Genomic DNA, 12,601 nt, shown 5'->3' with positions numbered 1-12,601 from the left:
TAGCGAATCTGAGAGAACTGTCATGCAGAAACATGCGATGGCGCTCGGCTACTTCTCTCTTGCCGTGTTCTGCGCCTTTGGCAGCGGACAAGATAGCCTGCTGCGCATGCATTTTCTTGCAGCGGGGCTGTTGGCGGGTTTGGCGGGGATCGGATTCCTTGTCAGCGCATGCGCACCACAGCTTCACGCGGTTCAAGTTTGGCTAGTGGGAATGGTTCGTCTTGCACGGCAGCCCCCCTTAGATGCGTCCGCCTCGGCGGACGAACGTGCGGTATAGGCGCCGGGCGCCTGCGGTCGCAGCGAAGTAAAGCGGCGACCCCACCAAGCCTTTGCCACCGAGTGGCGAGCGTAGTTCGAGCCGCTGCTGGGGGCGCCGCTAGCGCCACGGACCCAGCCATCCACCTTGAAAGTTCTCTTTTTGCGAACTATGATTCGTGCTCCGGACCGATGCTTGGCGAGGGGTCGAGGTGCGCGTTATCTCCAAGTCGCGATTACGCCGTTTCTGGCAAACTCCTGGCCGAGAAGACTCGGAGGGGCCCCTCCGCGCTTGGCATGCGCATGTGGCCAACAAAACAGTAGCCTGGGCAGGTTGGAGCGGTTTGAAAGCGGATTTCGTCTCCGCGAGCCACGTCGGCAATGGCGTCGTCTTCAACATCGGTGGGAACAAGTACCGGCTCGTCGCTCGGGTCTTCTACGCGAGTCACAGGGTGTTTGTCCTGAAGATCATGACGCATCGCGAGTACGACGACGGCAAGTGGAGAGAGGAGTGCGGTTGCCACCAGCCGCCGCCAAGTCAGTAGTTCTGGAAAACGTGGTAGTATTGTTTCAAAGGAGCGTCGGAAGCCATGGCCGCAGTCAGCTCGTACCGATTCCAGGGCAAGACGCGCGACTCCTATCTGCGCTGCATTCAAACGTTTCCGTTGACGGCGATCGCGTCGGAAGAACACCTCGAAGCCGCCCAGAAGGTGATGGACCGGCTGCTTGCGCAAGAAAAGCTCGACCGCGGCCAACAGGCCTACCTCGATGCGCTCAGCGACCTGACCCAGACGTATGAAGACGCGCACTGCCCCATTGAACCCGCCTCAGACGCCGACATGCTCCGGCACCTGCTCGACTCCCGAGGCGCCTCGCAGGCCGATTTGCACCGCGGGACGGGGGTCTCGAAGTCGTCGATCTCGGAGGTCTTGGCGGGAAAGAAGCCGCTGAGCCGGCAGATGATCCGCAAGTTCGCGGAGTTCTTCGGCGTGGACGTGAGCGTGCTGGCGGGGAACTTGTAGGATAGTGGGCGGCACGCGGTTCACTCTTCATGTGGTGGCCGCTCAGTGGCGGGCCGGGCGGCGGGGTTTACTTTCTTTCTGCGCGAATGTTGCGGATCGTGGCAGAAGGGCGCTTGGATGCAATGGGAGCAACCCGGGCGCCTGGCGTCGCAGCGAAGCGGCGCCCCCAGGCCTTTGCCACGCAGTGGCGGGCGTAGTTCGAGCCGCCGCCGGTGGCGACGGCGAATCGACGATCCGACGCGCCGTCGCCCCTCCGGGGCTTTGTCTTATTGGCGCGCGCTTTCCGGGGGCTCGCGCCCCCGGCTATACGCCGCCGCCCCTCCGGGCCTTACGCCGAACGAGGGTCCCCGTCCGTTTCTTCGAACGCCTCGCGTTCGAACGGGTTGTCTAGGTAGGGATCGAGCCCGCGCCGCCCCGCCGCCACGGAGGCGGCCAGGTACAGCGGGATGAACAGCGGCCCCCAGCGTTCGTACTGGCGGACGTGGACCCGTTCGTGGTCGCGGCTCCACTCCAGGCAATCGGCGTCGCACCCCCACACCACATGGCCGAGGGTCATCGCGGCGGCGCCGCCGCTGCCGATCCACGGCAGGCCCCTCTTGAGCAGCTTGGTGATGACCCCGCCGTGGGCCTCGACCACGCCGCGGACCACGCGGACCGCTCCCCCTTGGACGAGCGCGATCGGGATCAACGACAGGCCGATCAGCGTCGCGGGCGCCGCCCAGAGGTACAGCAGCGGCTGGATGGGTCGCATAGGAGGAGGTCCGACTTTCCACGCCTTGCTAGGCGAACATCAACCGCCCACGCGGTGCAGGAATCGGCCGCCCTAGTTCTCGGGCGGTCTCGATCCACTCGCTAATGACAAGCTCGGCGTTGGCGACCGCCTCTTGATAGCTGGCGCCGTCTGCCATGCAGCCGGGTAGTTCTGGCACTTCGGCGACGAACATCTCGTCGTCCTTGCTCCAATACAGGATGATCTCATATTTTGCATCAGTCACCGTCGCTACCCTCGGAGATTGGTTCTGATTCATTGTCGCCCGGCGCCAGTCCATTCGACGCGATCACCCCTCGTATCTGTTTTACTTGCTACGGCTTCGCCTTGCCCGCGCGTGGCTGGATATTAACGAACTGTTCCACGCCGTGGCGGGTGAAGATGTGATGATCGCCCCGAATTCGCTCTTGGAAACCCAGGTGCAGCAGCAGAGCGCATAAATCCGCAAAGCGGATGTTGCTATCGGAACTTCCGCGCAAAACCGCGTCGAGGACCTTTGCGATTTTCCCCATAGCAAGTTGCCTCAAATCGCCCCGCCATGCACCGCGTAGGACTATGCCGCCGCGCGCCACGGCGCCTTCCACTTCACCGGCAGCACCACGTCCAGCGCCACGCGGTCTTCTAGGTTCGGGCGGAAGACCGTCAGCAGCAGCGCGGGCATGTACCAGCCGAGGGCTAGGCCCCCCGAGTGGGCGTGCCAGAACTGGGCGCCCAGCATCAGGGCGGCCGATGCGCTGAGCAGCGTCGCTAGGTTCTTCTGCGCCGGCCAGAGGATGAAGCTGAGCGACAGGCCGATGTGGAACGCCAAGATCGGCAGGCGGTACTCGGGGCTCCAGAACTGCCAGATGCCGTCGACCTGCTCGATCCTCGGCAGCCGCACGCCGAAGGTTTGGCGGAGCTGGGCGAAGAACATCGCCGTGTCGGTGGAGGTGAACACCAGCACCAGGATCAGCACCGGCAGCACGCACAGCCCGCCGGCCACAAACCGCCCGGCGCCGCGGCGCCAGTAGAAGGTGATCCACAGCGGCAGCAAGAACAACGGGTAGTAGAGCGTGCCGCACGCCAGGCCGATTAGCAGCCCGGCGACAAACGGGCGTCGGTAAAACAGGATGGCCCACACCAGCAGGGCGCCCGGCAGGGCGTGCGTGGTGCTGCCGGTCCACATCGCGGTGTAGGGGAGCATCAAGTAGAGCGTGGCCGCGGCGATGCCGGCCGTGGGGTTGTCGAAGTGCCACGAGGCGACCAGCAAGATCCCCAGCACGATCATCGCCTGGCAGACGATGGCGGTCGCCTTGGCGGTAATCTCCTCCGCGGAGGAAAACCGCGGGGCCGTGGGGTCGCCCTCGCTGGGTGGGAACGGCTGGTCGCTAATCGAGGGGTCGGGGGTGCCGCTAGGGGTCGGCGCTTCGGCGTCGGCGGCGCCCTTCCGCTCCGGCGAGAGCAACCGCTGGGTGACGATGTGGGGGAACTGGAACACTACCGGGAAGCCGGGGCCGTGCGTCTCCAACGAGCTGAGCTCAAGCTCGGACGCCTCGCGCTTGGCCAGGTGGTCCGCGCGGCGGACCGCGTACAGGTCGGCCTGCTCCGGCGTGCCGGTCACCACGTTGGCGGCCAAGAACAGCAGCAGCGATACGGTGAGGAACGACAGCCCCCCGGCCGTGAGGTTGGGCTCCAGCAGCGGTCGGCGGACCATCATCGTGTCTGCCAGCATCCGCACCAGCAGCAGCGTGTTGATGCCGAACAGCCAGAGGTAGCCGAGCTCTTCGACCCGCTGCGGCGAGACCGCGTCGGGGCCGGCCGGCCCGATGGCGCCCGCCACGCTCGCGGGGTGGTCGAGCCCCCACTTGATGCAGATCATCGCCGGGGCGAGCAGGATCAGCAGCAGCAGGTCGAGGTTGCGGACGCTCAGCAAGCGGTTGAACTTGAAGAACAGCGCAAGGGTCAGCAGGCTGGACAGGTAGGCCCAGGTGGTGGGGTTGACCCGCTCGTAGTGGAAGAGGATCTCGCTCATCGCCTAGGGCCGGGCAGCCCTGCCGGGCACGGATGGCGCCGCGGTCGATCGCCGGGCGCCCGCATGCCATGCAGAATAGGGGATGCCGGGGCGATTTCAACCCGCGGGGGGAGTGCGGGCGGTTAGAAAGTACGGTTGGGGGCCTTTGGCGGGGCTGCTCCGGCGGCTGACGCCGACGGCTCGCCATTGGCAGGGGGCGCGCCGTCGGCGTCAGGGGCCGGAGGACCGGGGGCAACTTTCCCCCATTCCTCACGACCGACAGACTCCCCCACGCTCGCCGCCCCGCCCCCGTACGGGCAGTGCCGGCAGCCGCTGCCGCAGCAGCTCCCGCGGCGCAGGTGGTACGCGGCGGTAAACACCACGCGGCCCCGCTCCAAATACCAATCCGCCGACTCTGCGGCGCTCATCTGCGGCGGACCGCCGCTAGGCAACCGGCGGCAGCCACGGCAAGCGCCAATGCGCCGGGCTCTGGGACCGGCGCCCCCAGGGCGGCGGTCGCCACGCTCACGGCGTCGAGCTCGAAGCTACCGCCCCCGGTGGGAACGCTCAGCCGCACGTAGCCGACGCGCGGCAGGCCGGCGCCCGAGATATCGAGCCACGTCCCGCCGGCCGAACCGCCCAGCAGCGTCTTGATCTCGGCGTAGTTCTTGCCGGCGAAGCTTGAGAGCGCGCCATCGAAGGGGAGGCCGGGATCGGCGAGCACCGCGCCCGGCGTCGCGCTGAATGGGCTGGCAAGGTCGAGGAACGGGTTGGCGGGGATGTCGAACACTTGAACCCCCAGGCTCACCCACGCGGCGCCATCTTCGCTGACTTCCACCATCGCCGAGTCGATGCCGAACGTGGTGAACGGTTGCGAAAGATCGGTCGCGGCCAAGCCGGCGGGGTAGTCTTGATCGCCGAGTCCTGCGTTGGTGAAGAAGCCAAGCTCGGGCCCGTCGACCGGCACGGCGTAGTTGGAGAGCCGCAGCGTGACGAAGCCTCCTTCGCCGATCGAGACGATCTCGTCGAGCCCGGCCGGTGGGTTGAAGGGAGAGACGACCCCCTCGAAGTTGGTTCCGTCCGCGGTGACCCGCTCGGGCCAGCCAATCGCGGCGTTCGGCTGCGTGTACGGCAGGTCGTCTGGAAAGTTGCGCGCCGGCGCGACGCCGGGGGCGTAGTCGACCACGGCTTGGGCGAAACCCGCGGCGGAGCAGCAGGCGGGAACCGCGAGCACGACGAGCAAGTAGAAGCATCGGGTCATGAGGTGCATCTCTCTAGGGTGTTGAAGCAGCGGAGTCGCCAGGCGGCGAACAAGATCAACAGCAGCCCGAGCGACGAGGGCTCGGGCACGGCCCCTCCGGCGGGGGCCGATGGCGGCGCCAAGGCGCCGCGCCAAACCGCGTAGTCGTGGATGTCGACCACGCCGCTGTGGTCGCCGTCCGCGCCGGCGCCGGGCGTAGCGACGCTCTGGCCCAGCGCGTCGCGCCACACGGTGTAGTCGGCGGCGTCGAGGGCGCCGTCGCGGTTGTAGTCGCCGGGCAGCAGCGGCGCCGGCGCGGCGGTCGGCGGGTTTGGTTGCAACGTGTAGCTAATCGGCGACTCGAACACCCACCCGTCCCAGCCGCCGTCGCTGAGCGTGCGCGAGCCCATGCCGATGTGCGACTCTTGCCAGGCGCCGTCGTCGTAGGGGTCGGCCGCGGCCGTGGCGTAACGCCAGTAGCCTTTGTCCCACCCCTCCTGGTAGCGGTCGGCGCCCTCGGCGGACGTGGTGGTGAGGAAGGGCGCCGGCCCGAAACCGACGCCGCGCTCATCGAACGCAGTCTCGTCTTGCAGCGCAAACGCGCCGTCGTTGTCCGTGTCGTACCCAACGCCGAACAGCAGCGTCGGCGCGTCGACGGCGCCCCCCAGCTTGACGAACAACCGTGGGTCGGCGGCCACGACGCCCAACAACAGGTCGCGCCCGGTGGCGACGCCGTCCCAGCGGAAGCCCCATGCCAGCGGCTCGGCGCCCTCCGCGCGCCAGTCGATCACCAGCGCGGCGCGGTTCGCCCCTTCACCGACCCAAAAGTCGATGTCGTCGAAGCCGAACGACGAGGCCCGCAGCGGCTGCGCGACGCACAGCAAGAGCAGGGCTATGTGAACCCATCTATTCATGGCCCGCCCGGGTGAGCATCGCGGTTAGCACGGTTTGTTCGACGTCGTCCGATACGAACGACACATGCCCATCGCAAAACGCTAGGCCGGCGCCGCTGGTGTGGGGGCTCCCCAGCTCGTTCCCTAGCCCGACGCCGCCGATGGGATTGGATTGCTCCTGGGCGAACAGATTCATGCCGTTCACCCACTCCATCTGCTGCTGGCGGCGTAGGCCCGCCTCGCCGACGCACGCGGTCTTCGACAGGCCGTCGGTCACCTCGCGCGGTCGGGTCGCGGTCTCGTACAACATCACACCGAGCGACTGGGGGTTGAGCGTTTGCTGCTTCCAAGCCGTCGCGGGGTCGGTTGGCAAGTCGGTCGCGTTGCGGCCGGCGCCTTCGACGCCGTACAGGCCGCTGTAGTCGGTGAACGCGGCCTGCTTCCAGGGGGCGGACTCGCTGTGCTGGGGGCCGTCGGCTTGGCTGGGGCAGAGGTACTGCGGGATCAGCGTTCTGGCGACCGGCAGATTGTGCGCGTCGTACGAGGGGAGCTCGAAGTCGAACCGGTCGAGCAGAGGCCCTTGCTCGATCGCCGCCAGCAGCGGCACGCTCCACGCGATCAGCCGCTTGTCGGGCGAGCGTACGCTGCCGAGGCAACCAACGGGGAAGGCGCCGCCCTGCTGCTCACACACGCATAACCCCAGGGCGAGCTGCTTCAAATTGTTCTGGCACTGCGCGCGGCGGGCCGACTCGCGTGCGTTTTGCACCGCGGGCAGCAGCAGGCCGACCAACACGCCGATAACCGCCAGCACAACCAGCAGCTCCACCAGCGTGAAGCCGCGCAGCGGTGCACGGGCCGGCGCCCAAGGGGCGTTCATGGGACTCTTGTTCGCTTCGGCGCTGTGTGGCTATTGGCAGCGCGCATCGGGGCCGCGGCGCCTGTCCCTCGCAGGCTCTTCCGCATCCGCAGCGATGGTAGGTCTTCTGACTCCCGAGCACTCGACGGGCGGGCCTTCTCATCGGGGCTGATTCTGCGAATCAGCCTCAACAATGGCCGAACCACAAGGTGGCGCGACGTGCCTGTCGATTGACGCTCGGTTACAGCGGCGGGGCCGTCCCGGAATTGCACCGGATTCCCTGTTTGTCGGACGCGCCCAGACGACGCGGCCGACCACCAACGCGGAAGCCAAACTAGCAGTCCCCCCAGGCTCTGTAAAGCGGATGGCGAGCCGCTAGTCGCACGTGGCGTGCTTGTCGCTGGGCGCCGAGCTCCCCAGCCAGGCCCGCAGCTCGTCGATTGCGAACCACGCGAAGAGCGCCGTCAGCGCCACGGCGCTCGTGATCGACCACCCGTTCGCCCCGCCATGCACGTGGCCGGCCGCCGAGACCGGGGGGGCGATGGCCGCTAGGCGTTCGAACAGCAGCCCCGCGGCGAGGCTGCCCAGGATGGTCACCGCGAGGTAGACGACCAGCGCGCTCCGCCCCAGCACCCGGTAGACCGCGCCGATCGTGGCGACGTTCGTCGCCGGCCCCGCCATCAAGAACACCAGCGCGGCGCCGGTGGGCAGACCGGCGGCCACCAGCGACGCCGCGATGGGCACGCTGGCCGTGGCGCACACGTACAGCGGCGTCGCGATCAGCAGCACGATGAGCATCGCGCCGATGCCGCCGTAGCCGCTCAGCACCCCGAGCGAATCGCTGGGCGCCAGCGTGGTGATCAACGCAGACGCCAGCACCCCGGCCGCCACCCACCGCCAGATGGAGCGCAGCATGTCCAGCGCGTGCGCCAGCAGCCGAACGGGCCAACCGCGCGGGTCCACCGGCGTCGACTCGAGGATCGGCAACGTCATCCCGCGCGCGGGCGCCGTCGCGTCGGTGGCCCAACCCCCGATCAGCCCCAGCACCAGCGCCGCCGCCACCTTGAACAACGCCAGCGGCCAGCCCAGCAACGACGCCGCCACCAAGACCGAATCGACCCCCGTCTGGGGCGTGCTCACCAAGAAGCCCACCGTGGCGCCGTCGCTCGCCCCCGCGCGGCGGGCGCCCAGCGCCACCGGGATCACCCCGCACGAGCACAGCGGCAGGGGCACGCCGATCGCCACCGCCCGCACCACGCCGGCGCGCCCCTGCAGTTGCCGGCGGAGCCACCCCTCGGGAAGCGCCACGTGCAGAAGCCCCGCCGCGAGCGCGCCCAGCAGCAGCCAAGGCGCCAGTTCTAACAGCACGGCGCAAGTGTTCCGGAGGAGCTCAGCGGTTAACATAGATTTTTACAGACGAATAGGCGGCGGCGGTTGCTCCTGTATTCTAGGCGGACCGCGCCGTGCCGGCTCCCTCGATTAACCGCCGCGTGACACGCCCTGCGCCATGCCCACCGTCCCCGTCCGCTGCCTGGCCTGTGGCGCAAGGGGACAGGCGCCCGCGTCGATGGTCGGCCAATCGGCGCCCTGCCCCAAATGCGGCGGACAGATCTCCGTCACCCCCCCGCCCCGCCGGCTCGCCCCCAGCACCCAGATCGGCGTCAACTGCCGGCTCTGCGACACGCGGATGTACGCGGACGCTAGGCACGTCGGGCGCAAGATCAAGTGCCCCGACTGCGGCACGCTCACGGTAATCCAGCCCCCGAAGCCGGTCGCCAAGCCGGCGCGCCCCGCCGCGCTCGACGCCACCGACGGCTACCAGGTGTGGACCGAAGAACGTCAGCCCTGGGCCGCCGAGCTAGTGGCCGCCCAGCCCAAACGCCTGGCCGTGGTCTGCACGAGCTGCCAGTCGCTGCTGTACGCCACGCCGGAGCAAGTGGGGCAAGAACTGGTCTGCGGCGACTGCGGCGTCTCGAACCTGGTGCGTCCCCCCGTCGCCAAGCCGCTGGCGCCTGCGCCGGACGAGGGGCCCGACTTCGAGCTCGAAGTCGAAGACGCCCACGACCAAGCCGAGCAGCGCCGCCTGGCCGAGCAGTACCTCGCCGAGGGCGCCCAGCGGGTGGCGGTCGAGAAGCACGCGTCGGTCGTCTGCCCGCCGATGCCGCGTCAGCCGCTGCTCACCGGCGTGTTCTCGTTCTTCAACCGCGCCATGTTCGTCCGCTGGGTCGCGCTGTCTACGTCGCTCGCCGTGACGCTCGGGCTGGGAGCGGTGGCGGTGGTCTTGCTCGATGGGGTGGGCGGGGGCGAGGTAGAGATCGCCGCCAATGCGGTCTTTGGGGTCTGCCTGGGCGTCGGCGTCGTGATGATCGGCGCGCTCACGCTCGGCTACCTCTGCTGCCTGCTGCTGATGATCGTCGCCGAGTCGAGTGAGGGGAACCGCGAGCTCTACGGCGCCGTCTCCCCCAACCCGCCCGAGTGGTTGGGCGAAACCGTCTGCGTCGTCACGGCCTGCCTGGCCGCGGGCATCCCCGGCGCGCTGGCGTCGCTGGCGTGCCCAGACGACCCGATCGTCCGTACGGCAGTGGTGCTGATCGGCGCCGCGCTCGCGCTGCCGGTGATCGTGCTGTCGCAGCTCGCCGCGTCGAGCGCGTGGGCGCTCTTCTTGCCAAGCATCCCGCGGGCGATGGCCGCGCACGCCGTCACCACGCTGCTGTTCTACTTGCAGTCGCTGCTGATCGGCGCCGCGGCCGCGGGAGGGTTTGCGGCGCTGATCGCGTTGGGTCCGCTCGTAGCGATCCCGCTCGGCCCGCTGTTGGCGTGGCTCGCGCTTGTCTACGCGCGGCTGTTGGGGCGGCTGGGGTGGAGGCTCGCGGAGTAGACCAACCCGAACAAACCAATCGCGCTAAGCTGCAAACACCCCTTGAAGCCGGAAGCGTCAGCGCCCGGAGGTTCTTGCGCGCGACACGTTGGGCCTCCGGGCGCTCACGCTTCCGGCTCCATCGGGCGTTGGCGGGCGTCGTTCCCGCCCCTCAATCCACTCGAAAGAAGCCCAGGTGCAGCTCGGCGTGCCGCAGGTTGAAGGCGATCCACTCGTCGTGCGTCATCTCACCGAACAGCGGGTTCAGGCACTGCGGGCAGTTTTCTCGCAGGCGAGCGAGAGCGCGGTCGAGCCGCTGGAGCGCCTCGCCGGCGGGCATCGGGTCGGCGCCCAGGGTCCCCCCCGGGACGCCGGGGATGTTCGACCCGGCAGGCAACCCTTGGCTCAAGAACCGCCCCTTCATCAGCTTCACGATCTTCCGCAGCACCCAAGGCATCGGCCGCAGCTCGGGGTAGCCGTCAAAGGGGCGCTCGGCCCAGTACGCCAGGTGCGCCAGCGCCTGCCCCAACGACCAGTTGCCCAGCGCCGCGAGCGTGCCATCCGCTTCGGCGCCCACTAGCCGCTTGGCGTCGGCCAGGGCTTCGTCGATGGAACTGAATCGCAGCTTGCGGCGGTTGGGGACTTTCTTGGTGTTGATCATGGTGCGAGATTCTCTCTGAGTTCGCCGCAACGATCAACCAGATCCTACTTTGGGCGATCCGCACGTTCGCGGTCCCCCATCCGGCGGGGCGCCTCTAGCCCGGATTCACCTAGCAACTACTCCAGCACAATCGGCAAGTCCCGAGCCCCGTGCAACAGACGGACAATCTCAACCCCTTCCGCACTTGGCCGATAGAAAAGGACGTAGTTGCGAAACGGTGGTCGGAGCGTCCGAAACCGCAGATCAGAATAGCGGGGGTGAGCGAAGGGTTCCCCAAGCAGTGGATTAGACGCCAAGAGAGAAAAAGCGCTTTCCGCGGCATCCAAGAAACGGTGAGCGACATCGAGTTTCTGTTCGCAAAGGTACCCAGAGATTCTCTCTAAGTCGCGAAGTGCGGCAGGCGATTTGAGAGCGATCGCACCCACTGCCAACCTATTTCGGCGAGTTGGCTTGATCGAGCTGATCAATGCGGGCATGAAGCACCTTCCAATCGGCATCCGTCATCGGGGTGGCGGGCCCGCTCTCGACGCCGGCCGTTACCAATGCCTCGACAACGTCTCGATTCTTTCCCGCCACCGAAGCCTCGGCCGGGGCGCCGTAGTCCTCGTTCTCATCGATCGCGATCAGGTGCGCAACGTAGGCGTCGACGCGCCCCGCAAACCCGGCAGCGGCCGCCTTACGTTGAACGACGAGGGCCGTTTCGTCCGGTAGAGTGATCTGCATGGGTTGCTCGGGAGAGAATCGTTCGAGAACGCCCAGCCTGATTTTCGGTACGGGCCTGTCAGGCGTCAAGTCGAATAAGGAAATGGAGATCGTAGTTCGTAGGGCGCCTGTCCGGCGGGGACGCTTCGAGACCTTCGATAGGTTGCCGCTTGGCGAACCACCCGACCTACAACCTGCGTCCCCCGCTCACGCTTGCTCCATCGCCAACGCCGGCTCCGCCGCCCCGCGCCTTTCCACCAGCCGGTTCCCCCACGCCCGCAGCGCCTCAAAGCCAAGCAGGCACACCACCACCCCCGCCATCGACGCCGCCACCCCCGTCACGCCCAGCGTGGCGCGTTCGTGGAAACAGGTCCACACGAACTGCCCTACGCACAGCACCGACACGAACAGCAGCGTCGGCTTGCGGCCGATCAGGTCGACCACCAGCGCCCCCAGCGGGGCGCCCAGCGCCACCACCGGCGCGGCCGCGAGCCAGTTCTCGTACACCCCGGGGGTGACGGTTCCCGTGGCGGCCTTGATCGTGATCCCCAGCACCGAAACGAACGCCATGATCACGACCGACGTCGGGATGGCGATCTTCAGGTCGGTGTGCAGCAGCAGCACCAGCGCGCCGTACAGCACCATGTCGATCCCCACGCCGGTGACCGCGGCGACGGTGGCGCCCGACGCCAGGCCGACGATCAGGCCCATGCCGAACCCGCCGTCGCTAATGCGGGTGGCGTGGCCGTGGCGGCCCGCGATCTCGTTGATGCGGTACAGGTGCAATAGGCCGAAGCTGGCCCACACTACCGCGAACAGCACCTTGATCCACAGCCCGGGGATCAGCGGCGCAATCCAGTACATCCCGACAGGGGTCCCGATGAGCGAGCCCAGCATCGCGCCGCGTAGCGCCCCCCACGCCAGCGTCTGGCGCCGCGAGAGGATGAAAAAAGCGGCGCTCACCATGCCGATCGACTGCACCGCGAAACTAAAGTCGCGTCCCAGCTTGGCCGGCAGGTCGAACAGCAGCACCAAGATCGGGAACCCAACCGTGCCGCCACCCATCGGGGTCGAGCCCGCCACGTAGCTCCCCAGCGCCATCGCCAACGCGATGGGCCAGTGCTCGGTGACGTCGGCCCAGCGTCCCTGGCCAAAGACCAAGTAGAGCCAAACCGCGTAGAACGCCGCCAGCCACAACAGCCAGGGCCACAAGCGCATGAATCGAGTCATACAGAAGCACAGAAACTATGGGGGCGGTTCGGGGACTACCACGCGATTCTAATCAGAAGAATCACCCGAGCCATATCCGTAGGCCGGAACAAGGCGAGCACAGCGAGTCGCAGTTCCGGCACGGGG

General features: G+C 67.7%; 17 protein-coding genes and 1 riboswitch. Of the genes, 4 read left to right on the top strand and 13 right to left on the bottom strand.

All coding sequences use genetic code 11. The features are described 5' to 3' along the window. Positions 1 to 22: 22 nt before the first annotated feature. From Pla175_RS02150 to Pla175_RS02140, 3 genes are all read left to right on the top strand, one after another. The gene (locus tag Pla175_RS02150) at positions 23 to 277 is read left to right on the top strand and encodes a hypothetical protein (RefSeq protein WP_145280889.1); all 255 of its coding nucleotides are present in this window, start codon (positions 23 to 25) and stop codon (positions 275 to 277) included. A 157-nt stretch (positions 278 to 434) separates the two neighbouring features. Further along, on the top strand, positions 435 to 800 hold the full coding sequence (locus tag Pla175_RS02145) for a type II toxin-antitoxin system HigB family toxin (RefSeq protein ID WP_315851505.1): 366 nt from the start codon (positions 435 to 437) through the stop codon (positions 798 to 800). A gap of 45 nt (positions 801 to 845) precedes the next feature. Continuing rightward, positions 846 to 1,277 (top strand): helix-turn-helix domain-containing protein, encoded by a 432-nt coding sequence (locus Pla175_RS02140; RefSeq protein WP_145280885.1) that lies wholly within the window; start codon positions 846 to 848, stop codon positions 1,275 to 1,277. 328 nt (positions 1,278 to 1,605) lie between these two features. On the opposite strand, the gene Pla175_RS02135 is transcribed toward Pla175_RS02140, so the two are convergent. The 9 genes from Pla175_RS02135 to Pla175_RS02090 form a co-directional block, all read right to left on the bottom strand. Then, on the bottom strand, positions 1,606 to 2,028 hold the full coding sequence (locus tag Pla175_RS02135) for a hypothetical protein (RefSeq protein ID WP_231954126.1): 423 nt from the start codon (positions 2,026 to 2,028) through the stop codon (positions 1,606 to 1,608). 28 nt (positions 2,029 to 2,056) lie between these two features. After that, entirely contained in the window at positions 2,057 to 2,272 is a 216-nt protein-coding gene (locus Pla175_RS02130; RefSeq protein ID WP_197527211.1) for a type II toxin-antitoxin system HicB family antitoxin, read from the bottom strand. Between the two features lie 88 nt (positions 2,273 to 2,360). Next, on the bottom strand, positions 2,361 to 2,558 hold the full coding sequence (locus Pla175_RS02125; RefSeq protein ID WP_145280881.1) for a type II toxin-antitoxin system HicA family toxin: 198 nt from the start codon (positions 2,556 to 2,558) through the stop codon (positions 2,361 to 2,363). A 41-nt stretch (positions 2,559 to 2,599) separates the two neighbouring features. Continuing rightward, complete coding sequence (locus tag Pla175_RS02120) at positions 2,600 to 4,057, bottom strand: hypothetical protein (protein WP_231954125.1); 1,458 nt, start codon at positions 4,055 to 4,057, stop codon at positions 2,600 to 2,602. 122 nt (positions 4,058 to 4,179) lie between these two features. Next, positions 4,180 to 4,464: a DUF5522 domain-containing protein gene (locus tag Pla175_RS26955; RefSeq protein WP_145280879.1), complete on the bottom strand. Its 285-nt coding sequence runs from the start codon at positions 4,462 to 4,464 to the stop codon at positions 4,180 to 4,182. Further along, positions 4,461 to 5,297, bottom strand: a complete 837-nt coding sequence (locus tag Pla175_RS02110; protein ID WP_145280876.1) for a hypothetical protein — start codon at positions 5,295 to 5,297, stop codon at positions 4,461 to 4,463. Before Pla175_RS02110 ends, Pla175_RS26955 begins: the two co-directional genes overlap by 4 nt. Then, complete coding sequence (locus Pla175_RS02105; RefSeq protein WP_145280874.1) at positions 5,294 to 6,190, bottom strand: PEP-CTERM sorting domain-containing protein; 897 nt, start codon at positions 6,188 to 6,190, stop codon at positions 5,294 to 5,296. Before Pla175_RS02105 ends, Pla175_RS02110 begins: the two co-directional genes overlap by 4 nt. Beyond that, complete coding sequence (locus tag Pla175_RS25780; RefSeq protein ID WP_197527210.1) at positions 6,183 to 7,046, bottom strand: DUF1559 domain-containing protein; 864 nt, start codon at positions 7,044 to 7,046, stop codon at positions 6,183 to 6,185. Before Pla175_RS25780 ends, Pla175_RS02105 begins: the two co-directional genes overlap by 8 nt. Positions 7,047 to 7,125: 79 nt before the next feature. After that, positions 7,126 to 7,362, bottom strand: a riboswitch (cobalamin riboswitch). Between the two features lie 38 nt (positions 7,363 to 7,400). Beyond that, positions 7,401 to 8,429: a permease gene (locus Pla175_RS02090; RefSeq protein WP_145280872.1), complete on the bottom strand. Its 1,029-nt coding sequence runs from the start codon at positions 8,427 to 8,429 to the stop codon at positions 7,401 to 7,403. A gap of 103 nt (positions 8,430 to 8,532) precedes the next feature. On the opposite strand from Pla175_RS02090, the gene Pla175_RS02085 reads away from it, so the two are divergent. Continuing rightward, positions 8,533 to 9,903, top strand: a complete 1,371-nt coding sequence (locus Pla175_RS02085) for a hypothetical protein (RefSeq protein ID WP_145280870.1) — start codon at positions 8,533 to 8,535, stop codon at positions 9,901 to 9,903. A 151-nt stretch (positions 9,904 to 10,054) separates the two neighbouring features. Here Pla175_RS02085 and Pla175_RS02080 read toward each other — a convergent pair whose 3' ends face one another. The 4 genes from Pla175_RS02080 to Pla175_RS02065 form a co-directional block, all read right to left on the bottom strand. Next, the gene (locus tag Pla175_RS02080; RefSeq protein WP_145280868.1) at positions 10,055 to 10,543 is read right to left on the bottom strand and encodes a DUF1569 domain-containing protein; all 489 of its coding nucleotides are present in this window, start codon (positions 10,541 to 10,543) and stop codon (positions 10,055 to 10,057) included. Between the two features lie 116 nt (positions 10,544 to 10,659). Next, on the bottom strand, positions 10,660 to 11,019 hold the full coding sequence (locus Pla175_RS26950; RefSeq protein WP_197527208.1) for a type II toxin-antitoxin system RelE/ParE family toxin: 360 nt from the start codon (positions 11,017 to 11,019) through the stop codon (positions 10,660 to 10,662). Further along, complete coding sequence (locus Pla175_RS02070; protein WP_145280865.1) at positions 10,976 to 11,266, bottom strand: hypothetical protein; 291 nt, start codon at positions 11,264 to 11,266, stop codon at positions 10,976 to 10,978. The genes Pla175_RS26950 and Pla175_RS02070 overlap by 44 nt, the downstream gene beginning before the upstream one ends. Positions 11,267 to 11,452: 186 nt before the next feature. Continuing rightward, positions 11,453 to 12,475: a sulfite exporter TauE/SafE family protein gene (locus Pla175_RS02065; RefSeq protein WP_145280863.1), complete on the bottom strand. Its 1,023-nt coding sequence runs from the start codon at positions 12,473 to 12,475 to the stop codon at positions 11,453 to 11,455. Positions 12,476 to 12,601: the final 126 nt, after the last annotated feature.

The sequence above is a fragment of the Pirellulimonas nuda genome (assembly GCF_007750855.1).
Taxonomy (GTDB): Bacteria; Planctomycetota; Planctomycetia; order Pirellulales; family Lacipirellulaceae; genus Pirellulimonas; species Pirellulimonas nuda.
This window is presented reverse-complemented; position numbering and strand designations above follow the sequence as displayed.

Coding starts and splice junctions, on each gene's coding strand:
- Pla175_RS02150 (WP_145280889.1), top strand. CDS start 23: ATGCAGAAACATGCGATGGCGCTCGGCTACTTCTCTCTTGCCGTGTTC.
- Pla175_RS02140 (WP_145280885.1), top strand. CDS start 846: ATGGCCGCAGTCAGCTCGTACCGATTCCAGGGCAAGACGCGCGACTCC.
- Pla175_RS02135 (WP_231954126.1), bottom strand. CDS start 2,028: ATGCGACCCATCCAGCCGCTGCTGTACCTCTGGGCGGCGCCCGCGACG.
- Pla175_RS02125 (WP_145280881.1), bottom strand. CDS start 2,558: ATGGGGAAAATCGCAAAGGTCCTCGACGCGGTTTTGCGCGGAAGTTCC.
- Pla175_RS02120 (WP_231954125.1), bottom strand. CDS start 4,057: ATGAGCGAGATCCTCTTCCACTACGAGCGGGTCAACCCCACCACCTGG.
- Pla175_RS26955 (WP_145280879.1), bottom strand. CDS start 4,464: ATGAGCGCCGCAGAGTCGGCGGATTGGTATTTGGAGCGGGGCCGCGTG.
- Pla175_RS02110 (WP_145280876.1), bottom strand. CDS start 5,297: ATGACCCGATGCTTCTACTTGCTCGTCGTGCTCGCGGTTCCCGCCTGC.
- Pla175_RS02105 (WP_145280874.1), bottom strand. CDS start 6,190: ATGAATAGATGGGTTCACATAGCCCTGCTCTTGCTGTGCGTCGCGCAG.
- Pla175_RS25780 (WP_197527210.1), bottom strand. CDS start 7,046: ATGAACGCCCCTTGGGCGCCGGCCCGTGCACCGCTGCGCGGCTTCACG.
- Pla175_RS02090 (WP_145280872.1), bottom strand. CDS start 8,429: ATGTTAACCGCTGAGCTCCTCCGGAACACTTGCGCCGTGCTGTTAGAA.
- Pla175_RS02085 (WP_145280870.1), top strand. CDS start 8,533: ATGCCCACCGTCCCCGTCCGCTGCCTGGCCTGTGGCGCAAGGGGACAG.
- Pla175_RS02080 (WP_145280868.1), bottom strand. CDS start 10,543: ATGATCAACACCAAGAAAGTCCCCAACCGCCGCAAGCTGCGATTCAGT.
- Pla175_RS26950 (WP_197527208.1), bottom strand. CDS start 11,019: ATGCCCGCATTGATCAGCTCGATCAAGCCAACTCGCCGAAATAGGTTG.
- Pla175_RS02070 (WP_145280865.1), bottom strand. CDS start 11,266: ATGCAGATCACTCTACCGGACGAAACGGCCCTCGTCGTTCAACGTAAG.
- Pla175_RS02065 (WP_145280863.1), bottom strand. CDS start 12,475: ATGACTCGATTCATGCGCTTGTGGCCCTGGCTGTTGTGGCTGGCGGCG.